This window comes from Chryseobacterium phocaeense, from assembly GCF_900169075.1.
Lineage (GTDB): Bacteria > Bacteroidota > Bacteroidia > Flavobacteriales > Weeksellaceae > Chryseobacterium > Chryseobacterium phocaeense.
Map to the genome: position 1 here is coordinate 273,352 of NZ_LT827015.1, position 17,260 is coordinate 290,611.

At 39.1% G+C, this 17,260-nt stretch carries 17 protein-coding genes; 5 read left to right on the forward strand and 12 right to left on the reverse strand.

Going from position 1 to position 17,260, the window contains the following annotated elements:
- The 3 genes from B7E04_RS08105 (at position 1) to B7E04_RS08115 (ending at position 5,844) form a co-directional block, all read left to right on the forward strand.
- On the forward strand, positions 1-4,791 hold the full coding sequence (locus B7E04_RS08105) for a translocation/assembly module TamB domain-containing protein (protein ID WP_080778198.1): 4,791 nt from the start codon (positions 1-3) through the stop codon (positions 4,789-4,791).
- Positions 4,792-4,925: 134 nt separating this feature from the next.
- Complete coding sequence (locus B7E04_RS08110; RefSeq protein ID WP_062653123.1) at positions 4,926-5,396, forward strand: Lrp/AsnC family transcriptional regulator; 471 nt, start codon at positions 4,926-4,928, stop codon at positions 5,394-5,396.
- 70 nt (positions 5,397-5,466) lie between these two features.
- Positions 5,467-5,844, forward strand: coding sequence for a hypothetical protein (locus B7E04_RS08115; RefSeq protein WP_062653125.1), 378 nt, complete (start codon positions 5,467-5,469; stop codon positions 5,842-5,844).
- 17 nt (positions 5,845-5,861) lie between these two features.
- On the opposite strand, the gene gwsS is transcribed toward B7E04_RS08115, so the two are convergent.
- The 6 genes from gwsS to B7E04_RS08145 all read right to left on the reverse strand — a co-directional run bounded on the left by gwsS (position 5,862) and on the right by B7E04_RS08145 (position 10,303).
- Positions 5,862-6,944, reverse strand: coding sequence for a grasp-with-spasm system SPASM domain peptide maturase (gwsS, locus tag B7E04_RS08120; protein ID WP_080778199.1), 1,083 nt, complete (start codon positions 6,942-6,944; stop codon positions 5,862-5,864).
- Between the two features lie 126 nt (positions 6,945-7,070).
- On the reverse strand, positions 7,071-7,253 hold the full coding sequence (locus B7E04_RS08125; RefSeq protein WP_080778200.1) for a hypothetical protein: 183 nt from the start codon (positions 7,251-7,253) through the stop codon (positions 7,071-7,073).
- A 22-nt stretch (positions 7,254-7,275) separates the two neighbouring features.
- The gene (gwsG, locus tag B7E04_RS08130; RefSeq protein ID WP_080778201.1) at positions 7,276-8,178 is read right to left on the reverse strand and encodes a grasp-with-spasm system ATP-grasp peptide maturase; all 903 of its coding nucleotides are present in this window, start codon (positions 8,176-8,178) and stop codon (positions 7,276-7,278) included.
- Position 8,179: 1 nt separating this feature from the next.
- On the reverse strand, positions 8,180-9,061 hold the full coding sequence (locus tag B7E04_RS08135) for a hypothetical protein (protein ID WP_080780620.1): 882 nt from the start codon (positions 9,059-9,061) through the stop codon (positions 8,180-8,182).
- A gap of 40 nt (positions 9,062-9,101) precedes the next feature.
- A complete protein-coding gene (locus B7E04_RS08140; RefSeq protein WP_080778202.1) occupies positions 9,102-10,010 on the reverse strand; it encodes a hypothetical protein in 909 nt (302 codons plus the stop codon).
- A gap of 62 nt (positions 10,011-10,072) precedes the next feature.
- Positions 10,073-10,303 (reverse strand): TIGR04139 family peptide modification target, encoded by a 231-nt coding sequence (locus B7E04_RS08145; protein WP_080778203.1) that lies wholly within the window; start codon positions 10,301-10,303, stop codon positions 10,073-10,075.
- A gap of 734 nt (positions 10,304-11,037) precedes the next feature.
- Between B7E04_RS08145 and B7E04_RS08150 the strand changes: the two genes are divergently transcribed.
- Both B7E04_RS08150 and B7E04_RS08155 read left to right on the forward strand, forming a co-directional pair.
- A complete protein-coding gene (locus B7E04_RS08150) occupies positions 11,038-11,502 on the forward strand; it encodes a hypothetical protein (protein ID WP_080778204.1) in 465 nt (154 codons plus the stop codon).
- The gene (locus B7E04_RS08155) at positions 11,499-12,011 is read left to right on the forward strand and encodes a hypothetical protein (RefSeq protein WP_228439860.1); all 513 of its coding nucleotides are present in this window, start codon (positions 11,499-11,501) and stop codon (positions 12,009-12,011) included. The genes B7E04_RS08150 and B7E04_RS08155 overlap by 4 nt, the downstream gene beginning before the upstream one ends.
- Positions 12,012-12,072: 61 nt before the next feature.
- On the opposite strand, the gene B7E04_RS08160 is transcribed toward B7E04_RS08155, so the two are convergent.
- From B7E04_RS08160 to B7E04_RS08185, 6 genes are all read right to left on the reverse strand, one after another.
- Entirely contained in the window at positions 12,073-13,020 is a 948-nt protein-coding gene (locus B7E04_RS08160; protein ID WP_080778205.1) for a transketolase family protein, read from the reverse strand.
- An 84-nt stretch (positions 13,021-13,104) separates the two neighbouring features.
- Positions 13,105-13,959: a transketolase gene (locus B7E04_RS08165; protein WP_262484670.1), complete on the reverse strand. Its 855-nt coding sequence runs from the start codon at positions 13,957-13,959 to the stop codon at positions 13,105-13,107.
- Between the two features lie 106 nt (positions 13,960-14,065).
- Positions 14,066-14,584, reverse strand: coding sequence for a hypothetical protein (locus tag B7E04_RS08170; RefSeq protein WP_080778207.1), 519 nt, complete (start codon positions 14,582-14,584; stop codon positions 14,066-14,068).
- Between the two features lie 45 nt (positions 14,585-14,629).
- On the reverse strand, positions 14,630-15,319 hold the full coding sequence (locus B7E04_RS08175) for an SGNH/GDSL hydrolase family protein (protein WP_080778208.1): 690 nt from the start codon (positions 15,317-15,319) through the stop codon (positions 14,630-14,632).
- A 99-nt stretch (positions 15,320-15,418) separates the two neighbouring features.
- The gene (locus B7E04_RS08180; protein ID WP_080778209.1) at positions 15,419-16,858 is read right to left on the reverse strand and encodes a sodium:solute symporter; all 1,440 of its coding nucleotides are present in this window, start codon (positions 16,856-16,858) and stop codon (positions 15,419-15,421) included.
- 113 nt (positions 16,859-16,971) lie between these two features.
- Positions 16,972-17,259, reverse strand: coding sequence for a GNAT family N-acetyltransferase (locus B7E04_RS08185; RefSeq protein ID WP_062653147.1), 288 nt, complete (start codon positions 17,257-17,259; stop codon positions 16,972-16,974).
- Between the last annotated feature and the right edge of the window lies 1 nt (position 17,260).

Sequence of the window (17,260 nt, forward strand, 5' to 3'; positions counted from 1 at the left end):
ATGGCAAAGTTAGAGAATAATAACGAGAATGAGAATAAAAAATCAGTAGCTGAGAACATAGGGGATCAGGTACAAAAGACTGTTGAGAATGTAGAAGGAGCGGTAAAGGAGACGGTTAAAGAAGCATCTGAGCTGGCATCGGATGCTATTCATCATCCCGTAGAGACGGCAGAGGAATTTGGGAAGCAGGCGGTAAAAGATGTTACCAGCTATTCCTGGTGGGCCAAACTTCTCCTGATTCTTTTTTGGTTGGGCATTGTTATCGTAGGTGGAGTTCTTATTGCCATTAATCTTCCTGCAACCAAACAGTGGGCGGCAGACCAGGCACTTCAGATTGTTAATAAAGACTTTAAATCCGGAATGACTACCGAAAGTGTAGAAGTGGATTATTTCGGAGATGTAACGATAAAAGGATTAAAAATCAAGGATTACAAAGGCCTCGAATTCATCAAAGCAAGAGAATTCCGCGCCAATTCCGACTGGATGTCGCTTGCCTATAACGCGATTTCAGGGAACAGCAATTCTTTGAGCTTTAACTCCCTTACCCTTGTGAATGCCGATGTAAAAGTTATTACCTATAAAGGGGACAGTATTTCCAATTTTATCAGATTTACCCAGCTTTTCGACAGCGGTAAAAAAAGGGACCCCAAGAAACCTCCTTTTCAGTTGGATTCCCGGGTACAGATTATCGATTCAAAGGTGTCCATCACCAGTCAAAATTCTCCGGGAGAACCCGGAAAATGGCTTACCGCAACAAAATTTAATTTAAAAGCGCCGAATGTAAAGGTCAACGGACCTAATATTTCAGCGCTGATCAATAATATGTCCTTCGTCACTTCCAGATGGGGGAAATCTCATTTTGTAGATACTTTTTCTACTGAACTTTCGTTGACGCATGAATTCTTATCACTAAAAGATCTTACTTTAAATACTGACCATTCACTGCTGCAGGGAAATATAAAATTCAATCTTCATGATGGCTCATGGGCGGAGTTTGCAGACCGTGTGCGTTGGGATATGGAAATCAAGCAGGGAAGTCAGCTGAGCGGATATGATATCAGTTATTTTGTGACCAACTGGGACAATTTCAAACCTTTCAATCTGGCCGGAAAAATGACCGGTCCGCTGAATAAATTTTATCTGGAAAACTTCCTGATCAGAAACCCTGATGTCAATATTGCCACTCAAACCATGAAGGTCGACAGGCTGTTGAAAGGAAATTTCTCCATCGAGACCAAAAACCTTTCCACTGATTTCACCTATAAGGACCTGAAAGCGATGATGCCTTCATTTATCTCCAAAAAGATGAAGAATTTTGCAGATGATTTCGGAAAGCTGAAATATAACGGAACAGCTAGGGTAGATCCTCAGCAGGTGTATGTGGCAGACGGAAACCTGATGACAGGAATAGGGCAGGCTAAGATCACTAAGCTTTCCCTTACCGGCTACAGCACCGCCATGCCTAAATATTCCGGGTATCTGGAAGTGAAAGACCTGAATACTTCCGTGATCATCAAAAATAAATCGGTAGGTCTGATTTCCGGTAAATTTGACCTGAACGGACAAAGTTTTGACGTCAATACCATGCGTCTCACCACAAAGTCCCAGATCACCAGCATTGAAATTATGGATAAGCAGATCAGTAATCTCTATCTTGACGGATTACTCGATCATAAAAAATACAACGGACTCATCACTGTAAATGATGAACAGGCGAAGGCTACCATTAAAGGACTGATTGATTTCAGCACTCCAAGGATCAATATGAATGTGAATGCAGACGTCAGCCACCTGAATATGAATTATTTTACCAACAAACCGGGAAGCCAGATTGTAAGCGGCCAGGTGGAAGGTAAAATGTCTATGTCTTCCATTAATGACCTTACCCTGGATGTTGATGCCAGTAACCTTAATTTTGCGACGGCTACCCAAAAATATTTAATTCCGAAAGCGAAGCTGAAAACCTTTATAGAAAATGGCGGACGTGTAATTGACGTTGATGCGCCAGGGGCAGCAAGCGGTAAGATTTCCGGAAGATATAATCTGGCAGACCTTGCCGGAATGATGGAAAACGGTATTGGAAGAATATTGGTGGGACCTCCGCCAAGAAAACTATACAGAGGCCAGAACTTTAAAATGAATTTTGATGTTCAGCAGGGGGTAGTGAACTATTTCCTTCCAGACCTTAAGCTTCCGCAAGGAGCGGTGGTAGAGGGGGAATACAATGGAGACTCCAATGACCTGATCCTGAATCTGGATGCCAATTCCCTGAAGTATCTCATGACGAAGAAAGAAGAGATCACGGATGCTGATAAAGCTTTAGCCGCTGCCAATCCTGACTATAAGATCAACGACAGGGAAAATATTTCGAGAGACAGCGCGATGATCGACAGTGTTATGGTGAGGATCAATACGGCAAACTTTAACGAGCAGCTGTATGCAAGGATCAGCAGGGTAGAATACAATAAAAATATCATCAGGGATTTTGAACTCAAAGGGAAAAATGAAAACGGTACTGCGCTTCATCTTGCTACCACTTTCAAACACGGAAGTCCGGAAGATGATCTGAATGAAAATCTCAAAGCTTATGCGATCAATGTAGACCAGTCTACCAATGCGGCCGGAGATTATGTTTTCAGATTTGAACCTACTGAAGTTAAGTTTAATGATGTCACCTGGGCAATTGATACAAGCCCCGAGCTGGATCATTCCATCACATACAGAAAAGCAACTGCTGATTTTGATATCCGGAATCTGCGGGTATTTTCCGATAAAAGTGCTTTGTTTATTAAGGAAGCCCAGTTTAAATCAGCCAAAGATTTTTATGTAGATGCGGATATTGAAGAATTTGCCATAGAAAAGCTTCTTGAAATGCAGTCCGGAGGTAACCCGATGGGCATTAAAGGCCTCGCCAACGGAAGTGTGAAGATCAAGATGGACAAAAGTACACTCCAGCCGCTTGTAGACCTTACCGTAGACGATATCATGATGAACGGCAATGAGATGGGTGATCTTACAATTTCTGCAACGAACGGCTTCTCATTAAATGTATATGACGTTGATGTAAAAGTAACTTCGGCGGGAGTTCTTGGAAATAACAACCTGCATCTGACCGGAACCGTAAATAATAATACAGCCTCTCCTACGATTGATCTGACGGCTGAAATGCGTGATTTTGATATTGCATTTACCCAACAGTTCGTCCAGACTATTTTTGGAAATCTGCGGGGAAAAGCTACCGGAGATCTTAAGATCAATGGAACACTTAGTGATCTTGATTACAGCGGGGATATCGCGATGAAAGGCTTTGGCCTGAAACTTCTCTTTACCGGAGTAGATTATTCATTTGATGATACGGTGATCCCGCTTTCCCGAGGATTGGCGATCCTCAACAATATTGAAGTGCACGACGGAAGATCCAATTCCAAGGGAACAATTTCCGGAGCTATCCAGTTTGAAACCCTCTCTTCAATGGGGGTCAACCTGATTATGCGGGCTGATAACCTTCTGATGCTGAATACCACCCAAAAGGAATATGATCTTTTCTGGGGAAGAGTATATGGACAGGGGGATTTGTACGTGGATGGACCTGTTTCGGGACTGAGTATCTCTACCCCGAATATGAAGGCATTGAACGGAAGTAATTTCACCTTTAATTCAAGTTCCACATCCAATGTAGAAGAATTTAAAATGCTGAGGTTCCTGAAAGAAGGAAAAGACGGACTCATTACGCTGGAAGAAAAGAAAAAGACCGGAGCCAATATGAATATCGACTTCAGTCTGGATGTTGATAAAGGAACTACAGTGAATGTACTGGTAGGAGATGATGTAGGAAATATTACCGTAAAAGGAACGGCAGATAAGCTGAGGTTCCAGATGGGAAGACAGGGAGCTATTGCCATGAACGGTACTTATAAGGTAGATAACGGGACCTTTGTTTCCAAAGCAATCCTGAATAAAACCTTCCAGATCGAGAAGAACAGCAGCATCAGATGGGATGGTGATGCCATGAAGCCTGCTCTGGACATTACAGCCAATTATGTAAGAATGGTATCCAATGCCGGAGAATATTTAAATATGGGCAGACTGCAGCCGATCAGTGTATTGCTTCAGGCCAATATCACCCAATCGCTGGTCAATCCGAAGATAGACCTTAACTTAACCGCACTGGACGTTTCAAGCCAGGTAAAAGAAACACTGGCAGCCAAGATGAGCCAGGAAGGAGAAAAAGTTCTTCAGTTTGGTTCCATATTATTGTTGAGTACATTTAATGTTTCCAATAGCGGCGGAGTAGACTTCGATGTGGCGGGAGTCGCAGAATCTTCAGGATACAATATGCTTCTGAAACAGCTGGGATCTGTTCTTAATACCATGAGTAATGAATTCCAGATTGACCTTAACTATGTAAAAGGTGATCAGAACTCCAATACCGGAGACCGCGCGAACGCCGGAGTGAGTGTAGCACTTTCGCCTAGGGTAAATATTAAAACAGGACTGGGAATTCCTTTAACGAAAACCGAAGGGACACAAAATAATTATCTGTCCGGGGAAGGTTCCATTGAATATGATATTTCTAAAAAGAATGACGGAAGCCTTGTATTGAGGGGGTATTCCAAGCCTACCAATATAGGAATGGTGAGTACCAATGGTTCTGCAAATCAAGCCTATGGTGGCGGTGTAGTGTGGAGTAAAAGCTTTAATTCACTATTTAAAAAGAAGAAAAAAGACAAAAAACAACCGGAAGCCAAAGTTGAAATAAAAACAGATTCTACAAAATCAGGTAGTAAATAATCGTAATATTTTAATGATTTTTATCATCTGTGTTAATTATTGTTAATGTTTAATATAATTTTTTTAGTTAAATTATTTTTTATAAATTTGCAACAAATACATAGATTTTTTAAGAAAATTGTAATTTAACTAATATGAACTATCAACTGGACGAAATAGACAAGAAGATTCTTGATTTCTTAGTCGAAAACACAAGAATGCCTTTTACTGAAATTGCAAAGCAGATGGATGTTTCTGCTGGAACAATTCACGTAAGAGTGAAAAAAATGGAGGATGCAGGTATTATTTTGGGATCATCTCTTAATATCGATTATGGTAAGCTGGACTATCACTTTACAGCTTTCATTGGGATCCTTTTGACAAAATCAAACCGCACTCAGGAAGTATTAAAAGAGTTATCTATACTTCCAAACGTAATCGAAGCAAGTGTTATTTCCGGAAAATATAATATTTTCTGTAAAGTAAGAGCTAAGAATACTGAAGATGCGAAGAGAATTATTTATCAGATAGATGACATTCAGGATGTAATGAGAACCGAAAGTATGATTTCTATGGAAGAGTACCTGAGCGACAAAAACAGACTGATCAACGCTATTTCTGTATAAATCAAATTTTAAACGAATATTATATTAAAGAACTTATGAAAGTATTTCATAAGTTCTTTATTTTTGTACTATGGAAGAATACACTTATTTTGATGAGGATCCAAAGAAAGGATGGGGTTTTATTTTAGCATTTGCGGCTTTGATGCTGTTCACTGTGATGGGGCTGGGAATAGATGTGGATGAATATCTGCAGCATGAATATCTTCAGATTCCAAGGTGGTATTTTTTCGTGATCTTTTCTATTGATGTATTGATGATGATAGGGCTTATCCTGATGTTTTTCTACAGAAAAGTGGGGATCTTTATGTTTCCGGCACTGCTGGTGCTGCATTTCTTTATGCACAATTATTATCTGTCTACATTTTTGTATACGGATGTGACCAATCTTTTCCTTTTTACAGGATTCGGAATGCTGGCCATTATCCCGAAATGGAAATTTTTCAGATAAGATTTTTTGGCTGAGGGTTATCTCTTGTAGGTAGCTTGCTCATAATAGCTGATGATTTCCTGTTTTAACGGGTTTTTGCTCCATGCTTCCCATGTTACGGTGTAGGGGTCATAACCGCATTTTAAAGGCTTGGAAATATCCAGTCCTTCACTGTTTTTGTGGTTACGTTCCGTGTAGGCTCTGCAGTCTGTGCAGATATACCTGAATTCACAATCTTTACAGGTCTCAATCTGATCTTTGGTGATATTCCAGTATTTTTTAAATCCCGGCCGGGCTAATGCTTCTTCCAGGCTGATTTCATTGATATTTCCAAAGCTTTCACCCATTAACGGACAGTTTTTAATATTACCGTGAATATCTATTCCGATCTTTTTATGCAGGCAGGAGTTATGATTCATGGCCTCCGATACTTTTGAGAGATTAGTGTTGAAATATTTCAGATCTACCTTTCCACAGGAGGAAATCCTGAGAGGTTCTTTGGTAAATTGTACGGTGAATCTGAATTCATCTTTTACTTTAAAAGTTTTTTTTGAACAACTATGAAACATCAGGCTGTACGTTCGTTCCAATGTCTGGCCAAGGCTGTTAATAAAGTTCATATCTACATCATGATGAAAAGGGGAGAGTATTTCAATACCATTTAACACAGAATTTCTAAATTGTGAATCAATGTCCTGGAACTCTTGGACCGACAGTTTTTTGTGACTATAAATGACCAAATGTTTTACGCCCATATTTTCAACGGATTTTTTGATGGTATCCGGCACATTATGGTCATTGATTTCTATAAAAATATTGGAAATTGTACAGGGATCGTGAAATTGATGAGATAACGGAGGAAAATTCCGGTCCCAGTCTCCATCAGTCAGGAAGCCATATTCTTTTTCAAGAAGCAGATCAAGATATTCGCTGATAAATGGTTTAGATTCTGAATCATAATTATCGAGAATATTTTCTATGGATTTATTCTTTAATTCGTCGATAATTTCATAAAGCTCCAGCGGATAAATCCCGGAAGAATTCCTCTGAAGATCTGAGATAAGCATGCGGGAGAATCCTTTGGTCACAAGAATATTACTGAATAAATTGAAATATTTCATATCGTTATGGGAATCTGTTGTTTGTGTTTTTAGAATGTAATCGTGCTTACACCTCACAATGATAAAATATAGGGAATAATAAGCCTGATGATGTGCTTTTAAAATGATTTAAAAGGTTGAAATACTTTAGATGAATCTTACCAGTGATTTAAAAGGAGCATCAGTCAGTAGGAAATCGGTCTGGTATTTTTCAGATACTGTATAATAGCTGATTAAACAATTTTTACGGACTGCTTTTTTTCTTTTTATGATTTCAAGATATTTAAAGGTAAGCGGAAGCTTATTTTTTTCATTTAATATTTTTTTCATTATTGCAATTCATTTAAGGGAATCAGTATAGAAATTCAGCGATTTCTTTGTCTAAAAAATAGTTGCAGCAGCTTGATAAATGCATAAACTGACCAACCGGGTTGATTTCAAGAAAATAACAGATGCTGCCACTTTGTATAAAATCAAGGGAACCGCAGTTTAATCCCATGGATTTCATCAGAATATCAATTTTTTTCTCCAGATGAGCAGAAAGTTTATATGGAATATTCCGGTTTGGCTTTTTATCATTGTATTTCCTGTAATCAACTTCGGTCTGTTTGTCATTTTGTGAAAAGATGGCCATTGACCAGCATTTTCCATTCAGATAAAATGTTCTGATCTCAAAATCTTTTTTAATTTTTTCCTGAAAGAATGAAATGAAGAAGTCTTTTTCATGTTCATTAACGATGCTGGTGTACATGGCACCGTCTGCATTTTTTATAATATTTTCAAGTATAGGACTTCCTGAAATAGGCTTCACAATAGTCTGTCCAAGTGCTGAATTATCCGTTTTATCCGAAAGGTAGTACAACGGAACATCTAATCCTGCATCTATTGCTTTTTCAAGAACAAGGAGCTTGTTTACATTGCTGTTAAGCTGTTTGTTGATATGTTTTCTACTTTCCAGGGTTTTCAGTACATAATCTTCCAGCCAGTGCTGGGTTTCGTTCATATGGAAATCAACTGCGTCGTTGTTATAGCTTAAACGCTTAAATCTTAATCCTCCTCTTCTAAACCATACACTTGAGATCTCATCCAGGAAAAAAGAATTACGGCGGCTTTGAAGAAAAATCTTTTTGTCCTGTACTTTAATTTCAAAATATTCGTTCTCATGCACGCGGATGAATTTTTTACCCAATTGTATCAGCCATGCGATGACACTTTCGGTAGTGGGTTCTTTATTATTTGATAGGATGAGTATCATTTTATTGAACTTCTTTGAAAAAATCTTTTTTAATTTTAGCCGTATGTTTCAAACTGGGAAGCCCGATGCTTCTTCTATGCCGATTGATCTTGGCAGAATCTGTTGATACGTTTGGATTGAACCTGTATATTCCTTCTTTATCTGCCAGAAAAGCCATGGCGTCAATCATCAATGCATAATCGCGTGGTGGGCAATCGCCGGATTTCACATATTCATACAATTTTGCTTTTATTTGGGGGTAGTATTCTTTAGTTTCGTTCATGTGGGTAAGAAAGGTGGTCATCGCGAAAAATGTGTCGTTAGGCCCCATGGTTCCCATTTTTCGTGGCGTAGGATAGCCGTATTTCCGGAATGTCCAAAGAAGAAGCCTGGCGTTTTTCATGACATTTCTTTGGCATGTTGCCGTATCAATTGGTCTTCTTCTCTCTTCCTGATCTCTTCTCATAGCAATTGTAAAGGAATCGATAAGGGTTTGGTTCAGATCTTCCTTCCAGTCTGCAATCTCTTCTTTGACCTCTGAGCTGTCTATCCCATATTTTTTAAAAAGAGGATAATATTCTTTGCATTTGCCACCAACTTCTGCTTTCAAAAGGATCAGCTTTTTCAGGCTTTTTTTTCCTCCGAAATCTAAATTGTAGCGGTCTGCCAGAGTAATATAGGTTTCATATTCCTGTATGCGTTCCTGGTTTTTGGGCTCATATTCTTCAAACAGCTTTTTGTATTCCTCTGCGGCAAGTTTCGGCTTTCCTGCCATTCTGTATATGCTGTCAATATCATTCACTTTCTGGTAATAAAGGATAGAGTTTTTCTTTTTGCAGCTTATTAAGGAGACTAAGCATAAAACGGATACCCAGCGGAGGGATTGTAGACAAAGGTTTTTCATAAGACCGTTTTGATTATTCATCATTAAAAATTAATAAAAGTTATTCTCTTATATTTTTCAATAGCTCCCATATGGGTTTTGAAGAGCCTGCTATAATCAGGTTGGTATGCTTTATGCTGGGTAAGCCTATGCTTTTTCTGTTTCGGTTAATCTTTGCAGAATCTTTTGATACACCAGGATTGAACCTGTATATTCCTTCTTTATCGTCCAGTATAGCTCTGGAATCAACCATCAATACATAATCACGCGGCGGGCAGTCTCCGGATTTCACATATTCGTACAATTTTGCTTTTATTTGGGGATAGTATTCTTTAGTTTCGTTCATATGGGTAAGCAAGGTGGTCATCGCAAAAAATGTATCATTGGGCCCCATGGTTCCCATTTTTCGTGGGGTAGGGTAGCCGTATTTCCGGAAAGTCCAGAGGAGAAGCCTGGCATTTTTCATGACGTTCCTTTGGGCCACTGCTGTATCTAGCTCTAGTGGTCTTCTTTTTTCCTGGTCCCTTATCATGGCCACTGTAAAAGAATCGATGAGGGTTTGGTTCAGATCTTTCTTCCAGTCTGCAATCTCTTCTTTGACCTCTGAGCTGTCTATTCCATATTTTTTAAAAAGAGGATAATATTCCCTGCAGCTTCCACCACGTTCTGCATCCAAAAGAATCAGTTTTTTCAGGCTTTTTTTTCCTCCGAAATCCATATTAAAACGGTCTGCCAGAATAATATAGGTTTCATATTCCCGCAGGCGCTCCTGATTTTTGGGCTCATATTCTTCAAAAAGCTTTTTGTATTCCTCTACGGCAAGTTTCGGTTTTCCGGCCATCCTGTAGATGCTGTCAATCTCATTGGCTCTCTGGTAATAAATGATGTAATCTTTCTTTTTGCAGCTTATTAAGGAGATTAAGCATAAAACGGATATCCAGCGGAGGGATTGTAAAAACAGAGTATTCATAAGACTATTTTTAAATGGTAAAGAAATTAAGGAGGAGAAATATCCTCCCTAACCTTTTTTAATTAGTATGCATCTGTTGGGGTTACAGGGCCTACTATTAATCTGGACTTATACACCCAGGTACCCGGAACATCATCTGTGTAATAATCTGTATCTTGTACCATTCCTTCAGGTGTAGGATATTGAGATTGTGAATTTCTGTTACTGGCAGATCCACCGGAGATAGCCTGTAAATTTTCCAGCTTCTTGTTTTCCAATGAAGAGAAATTCTTCATTCCTTGTAATTTTTTCATAATTGAGTCATTTTTTAATTAATATTTTTGCTGCCATATCAGCCCTGGCATTGGGTTTTGCTGTTTTGGATTTCTTCCTGTACTGTACACTTACAGAGTGATCTACCGAACAGCCAATCAACATTGATGGTTTCAAAACTAAAAATTATTATATCTCAATTATGTGAGTAAATTGTGGATTTATTGCGAATCTTCCGAGGATATATGCATGATTGTACAAGTTTAAATACACGGATAAATTTTTCCTGAGATTAAATTTTATTAATGAAGTAATAAAAAATAGAGAGTCTGATTTTACAGATCTGATGAATTGATGGAGAATTCTAAAATTTTTTTGTACACAAAATCATGATCATATGCATACAAAAAATACAATAAAAACAAGTAGGGTGTGATTATCCGGATGTTTAATTTTTAATCTATTTTTGTATGCAGGTATTGTTCAAAATACAAATCGGAAAGTTAGCTTATGGAAAATCTTAAACAGTTCCAATATTTATTAAAAAATTATTTTGATGGAAGCGGGAACAACAGCATATCAATCTGTACAAATTCTTAACGGGGGGAAAACCTGATTATCCGGACTTAAAAAGAAAAAAGATGTTTATTTTTCCACTCACAACAGGTGTTTTTAAAACAGATTTGAATACCTTTAAATCTAATAATAATCACGAATGGCAGCACGCAGTGAAACTGAATAATATAACGATACATTAAACCAATTACTATTGATCATGAACTCTTATCAATTTTACAAAAAAGACGGAACACTCTATGTTTTCAAAAACCAGCCGGTATTTATATCCATATTGGTTATTCTTTTTTTTATCGCGGCAGGGCTTACCTATAAGTACAGGATCCCTTTTTTAGGTCTATTCCTGATTGCTGTTGGAATACTGATTATTATTAACTTTTTTGCAAAGAAACTGGTCATCGACCCACAGCGGAAAACGATTACCGGAAAACACAGTATTTTCGTTCCTGCCAAGACCTATTCCTTTCAGGATTTTACCGGTTTCCAGATATTAGTGATGCGGTATATGGGGCTTATCAGAACCAATGTGATCCTTTCCATCCATTTTAATGCAAACGGTAAAGATGAAAAACTTACGATAGGGCAGTCCCTTACCCGTAAAGCAATACAAAAAATGGTGAATGAAACCGAAGACATCATGCGGTTAAATGAGAACATACGATGAACGCCGCAGACCGTTATAAATTTGAAGAAAACGGCAGCGAAATCACTTTTATGCCCAATTACCATATCCTTCGAACATTAAAATGGTGGCTGGCCGCCGGAATAGTATTGGTTCCAATTGCGTGGTATCTGGAAAATAAAGTCACTGAAAAGGTGATGGTCATTGCTTTTGCCTTATGGATAGTTTACATGGGCTACCTTCTGGCTGACCTGCTCTTCCGGGTACCTGTGAAATTTATTTTTGATAAACGTGAAAAAGCGATCTACAGAAAGCTGCTGTCCACAAAAAAGATCATGAACTTTGATGAAATGACCTATTTTATCAATGAAGACAGCCGTGGGTATTATTATGCAATCTCCAAAAAGAGAAACCAGTTTATAAAAAATTACAGGATCAGCAATTACTTTTCAGGCTCCAAAGCCTCCCGGGAAAGAGAAAATGAATTTCTTCAGAAAATATTATATCCCGTGCTTGATACCATAGATCTTCCGATCAACAGGCCACAGTAAAGGGGTAAAAAAGTCCGGGCGGTTTCGAAGAAACCGCCCGGACTCATATTATATAGCTTTTTTAGTTAGCTAAAATTCTCTTGACAGCTTCTTTTACTGCCGCTGCATCGATCTTATATTTCTTTATCAGTTCAGCAGGCGTCGCAGATTCACCGAACGTATCATTTACGGCCACAAATTCCTGTCTTGTAGGTCTTTTTCTGGCAAGCATTCCTGCTACAGATTCACCTAAACCACCCAGATAGTTGTGCTCTTCAGCAGTAACGATCTTTCCTGTTTTTTCAACGGATTTGATGATGATTTCATCGTCAAGAGGTTTGATTGTATGAATATTGATTACCTCACACGAAATACCTTCTTTCTCCAGCTCATCAGCGGCTACAAGAGACTCCCATACAAGGTGTCCTGTTGCCACAATCGTCACATCAGTACCTTCCTGAAGTAAAATTCCTTTTCCAATTTCAAAAGGCATATCTTCAGGCATGAATACCGGAACCGTAGGTCTTCCGAATCTTAAATATACAGGACCTTCATGCTCAGCGATAGCAATAGTGGCTGCTTTTGTCTGGTTGTAGTCACATGGATTGATTACTGTCATACCCGGAAGCATTTTCATCATTCCGATATCTTCCAGAACCTGGTGGGTAGCACCGTCTTCACCTAGTGTAAGACCGGCATGAGATGCACATATTTTTACATTTTTGCCTGAATAAGCGATAGACTGACGGATCTGGTCATACACTCTTGAAGTAGAAAAATTCGCGAAAGTTCCGGTGAAAGGGATTTTTCCGGTAATGCTGAGACCTGCGGCAATTCCCATCATATTAGCCTCTGCAATTCCAACCTGGAAGAATCTTTCCGGTGCTTTTTCAATGAATTTTTCCATTTTCAAAGAACCGATAAGGTCTGCACAAAGTGCTACTACATTAGGGTTTTTGTCGGCCAGTTCTGCTAATCCAGCTCCAAAACCTGAACGTGTATCCTTTTTTTCTGTATATGTATATTTCATTTTTACTAAAGTTTTTGATCATGATAAATGACAGGCTTAACCTGACGATTACATCATGGATCGGTGAAAATTGATCATTTATAATTAATAGTCTGCAGGAGCTTCCAGGTATAACTGCTTAAATGCGGTTTCAAGCTGCTCATCATTAGGAGCTTTTCCGTGCCATGCGTGAGAACCCATCATATAATCTACACCGAAGCCCATCTCTGTATGAAGGATGATCACGACAGGTTTTTCTTTTCCGGTTTCAGTTTTGGCCTTTTCAAGGATCGCAATAACAGCTTCAAGATCATTACCGTTTTTCTCCTCCAGAACGGTCCATCCGAACGCTTCAAGTTTAGCATGTAAGTTTCCAAGGCTCAGTACATCATCAGTATCTCCATCGATCTGGCGTCCGTTGTAGTCAATAGTGGAAATGATGTTATCCACTTTTTTAGCCGCAGCATACATAAAAGCTTCCCAAACCTGACCTTCCTGAAGCTCACCGTCACCGTGAAGTGTATAAACAAGAGATTGGTCGCCATCCACTTTTTTACCCTGAGCTACACCAAGTGCAACAGAAAGTCCCTGACCAAGAGATCCGGAAGCAATTCTGATTCCCGGAAGACCTTCATGAGTAGTAGGATGTCCCTGAAGTCTTGAATCCAGTTTTCTGAAAGTTCTCAGTTCATCTACAGGAAAGAAGTTAAATCTCGCTAAAGTAGAATAGTAAACCGGTGAAATATGCCCGTTTGAAAGATAAAAATGATCCTCATTTTTCCCCTCCATCGTGAAAGGAAGACTGTAGTTCATCACCTTTCCGTAAAGCGCTGTGAAAAATTCCGTACAGCCTAAACTTCCGCCCGGGTGACCTGAATTTACAGCGTGAACCATTCTTAAAATGTCTCTTCTGATCTGCGTAGTAAGAGATTTTAACTCTTCGATACTTTTACTCATTATATCTGATTTATTTGCACGCGAATTTACGATTTTTTAATGGCTTACGGAAATGCAAAAATCCGGACTTAGGATCCGGATTTAGAATTATTTGCTGAAAATACTGGTTTTAACAGCCTTCGTTCAGGTATACTGAAATTTCTGTAATGATATTGTTCACAAATTTAAAAGAAAGTTGCGTGCCAGCATCCAGATCCTCCAACGTGAAATATCCGGTATCTTTCAGGCGTTTTTCACCCTTGTCGTCCCAGGCCGGATGAACGGTAAAACTTGGATGGTTTCTGTACGCATTGATCAGGTCATCTTTTGTATTCCCGATACCGATTCCGCTTTTGGTTTTAAATTTTTTGCTGGTGGTCGATAGTCCCATAATGCTGGGTACATTAGGCTTCGCTTCACTGATATAGGTTTCGAAAAGGTGAATCTGGATCTGCTCTCCGTTATATTTTACACTGTTTTTGATGACTCCGTCTGTCATTTTCAGTTTGGTGCCGGAGATCTTTTCAGCTTCCGTTTTTTCCATAAAAACTTTGTAAGGCCCGATTCTCAGGGTAGAAACTTCAAAATCCTGTGCCGTAATGCCGCCGAATGTTAAGATCAATACGAAAAGTGAAATAATTTTTTTCATGGTGATTATAAGTTGAGGTTAAAAAATAAATAGGATGTCAGGAATCTATTTTTTCCCTGATTCCCGGTGAATGGCTTTTTTAATAATAGGTTCCATAATCGTATATCCTGCTAGAGTAGGGTGTATGCCGTCTTTTGAAAGACCTTCGCGCATGCCGCCTTTTTCATCGCGCATTGCCGTATTATAATCAGCAAACAGGATTTTATTGGTGGCTGCATACTTTTTCAAACGGTTATTCAGAGCATCTACTTTTTGTGGAACATCCGTGATCTCTTTACGCCATGGAAATCCAGCAGCAGGAAGTACAGACGCGATAATGACCTTTATGCCGTTGCTGCGGGCGATATCCGCCATCGCTTTGATGTTGTTAAACGTAAAATTTACATCATAAGCTCCCGTATTCTGAGCAATATCATTAGTTCCGGCATTGATGACCACCAGTTTTGGTTTTAATGCGACAACATCATCCTGAAACCTGAGCAGCATTTGTGAAGTCGTCTGTCCGCTGATGCCCCGGCCCGTATAATTATTCTCAGAAAAAAACCCTGAGTGCTCTTTTACCCAGCCTTCTGTAATGGAATTGCCCATGAAGACCACATCTGTTTTTTTCTTTGCATTGAGAAGAGCAATATTCTCCTCTTTGTATCGGGCAAGATTGGCAAAATCAACCGCACTTTGTGCCTTTACATATGCTCCTGAAAGCAAACTCATAACGAGGAAGACGGATAATTTCATATAAAATTTATTGGATTACGGATAAATATTCAATAGGGACGGGCTTTAGCCCGTCATATAAAAATAGAAAATAAATCCGGCTTTAGCCAAAATTGCAAGTTATTTCTTTCTGATCAGCCAAAGTCCTATGAACGTCAGCAATCCGTTGATGATCAGCAATTCCAGACCTATTTTGAAATCACCGAACAGGTTTTCCTGGTATTTATCGATGAAGAATGAAATCACCGGTGCAGCAATACATACATAAGGAACCAGCTGGTCCTTCACCTTATATTTCGTAAAAATTCCAAAAGCAAAGAGCCCAAGCAGCGGTCCATAAGTGAAGCCGGCAAGCTTAAGGATCAATCCGATCATGGAATTGTCATTGATTACTTTGAAGATTACCACCATGATCAGGAAGGAAAGGGCGACAATAAGGTGTATTCTTTTTCTGAATTTTTCTTTTTTGGAATCGTCCCAGTCTTTCTTTTCTTTCATGCCAAAAACGTCAATGCATAAAGAAGAGGTAAGAGCAGTCATAGCTCCGTCTGCACTTGGGAATAAGGCTGAAATCAGCGCAATAATAAAGATAATGGAAATAAAGCCGGGCATATGGTTTAAGGCTACATCCGGGAAAAGCTGGTCTCCTGAGCTGGCTACCTGTTCCTGGGCTCCGTAAAGATGAAGAAGTCCGCCCATATAAAGGAATAATGAAATTACTCCAAGAAGGATAAATCCTAAGGTCACCATATTTTTCTGTGAATCTTTCAGTCTCGTCACTGATAAACTTTTCTGCATCATTTCCTGGTCAATTCCTGTCATGGTAATCGTGATAAAGGCGCCGGCAAGGATTTGTTTGATGAAGAAGCTTTTCTGGTTCGGATCAAAATCAAAAATTTTTGTGTAGCCTTTATCCTGCATGGCGGTAAAGCTTTCACCAAAACTTAATCCTAAATGATTCAGCATATAAACCGTACAGATAATCAGTCCCAGAAGCATGCATGAAGTTTGCAAAGTATCTGTCCATACAATGGTTTTTACTCCGCCTTCATACGTGTACAGAATAATCATGGCTAAAATAATCAGTGTGGTGACAATGAAGGGAACTTCCAGACTGTCCAGAATAGAGATCTGAAGGATATTCACTACAAGATACAATCTTGCCGTAGCACCTACCAGCCTTGAAACAATAAAGATCCATGCCCCTGATTTATAAGACAGCTGGCCCATTCTCTGCTGAAGATAACCATAGATAGAGGTCAGTTTTAAACGATAGTATAATGGAAGCAAAACATAAGCAATCACGATGTAGCCGATAAGATACCCTAAAGTGATCTGAAGGTAGGCAAACTTATCATTTCCTACCGCCCCCGGAACACTTACGAATGTTACCCCTGAAAGTGAGGTTCCGATCATTCCAAAAGCGACAAGCATCCAGTTACTCTTACGGTTTCCGATAAAGAAACTTTCATTATCACTTCCTTTCCCTGTTCTGTAGGCTACCCACAGCAGCAATGCGAAGTAGACGATAATAATAGACAGCAGTATAACTGGAGACATAGTTTTTCAATTAAAATTTTACAAATATAGTTTTTTTCTGTTCGGTTCAGAAAATAAAAAACCTTCCGGAAATATACTCCGGAAGGCCTGTATCTTAAGGACAGAAGTCAACGTTAGTTAACTAAAACATCCTGCAGTTCCTCGCTTTTCTGAAAACTTGCTTTGGCAAAAGGGCAGAGAGGAATGATCTTTTTGTTGTTTTTCCTGGCAAAATCCACCGCTGCCAGAAGCATTTCTTTTCCTACGCCTTTTCCGTTGTAGGCTTCTTCCACCTCGGTGTGGTCTATGATAAATCTTTCTTCTCCGGCCCAGGTGTAGGTCATCATTCCTGCGCGTCTTCCATCTATGAAAGCTTCAAAACTTCCGTGTTTTTCGTCGTTGTTTTGTTTTACTTCGGTCATA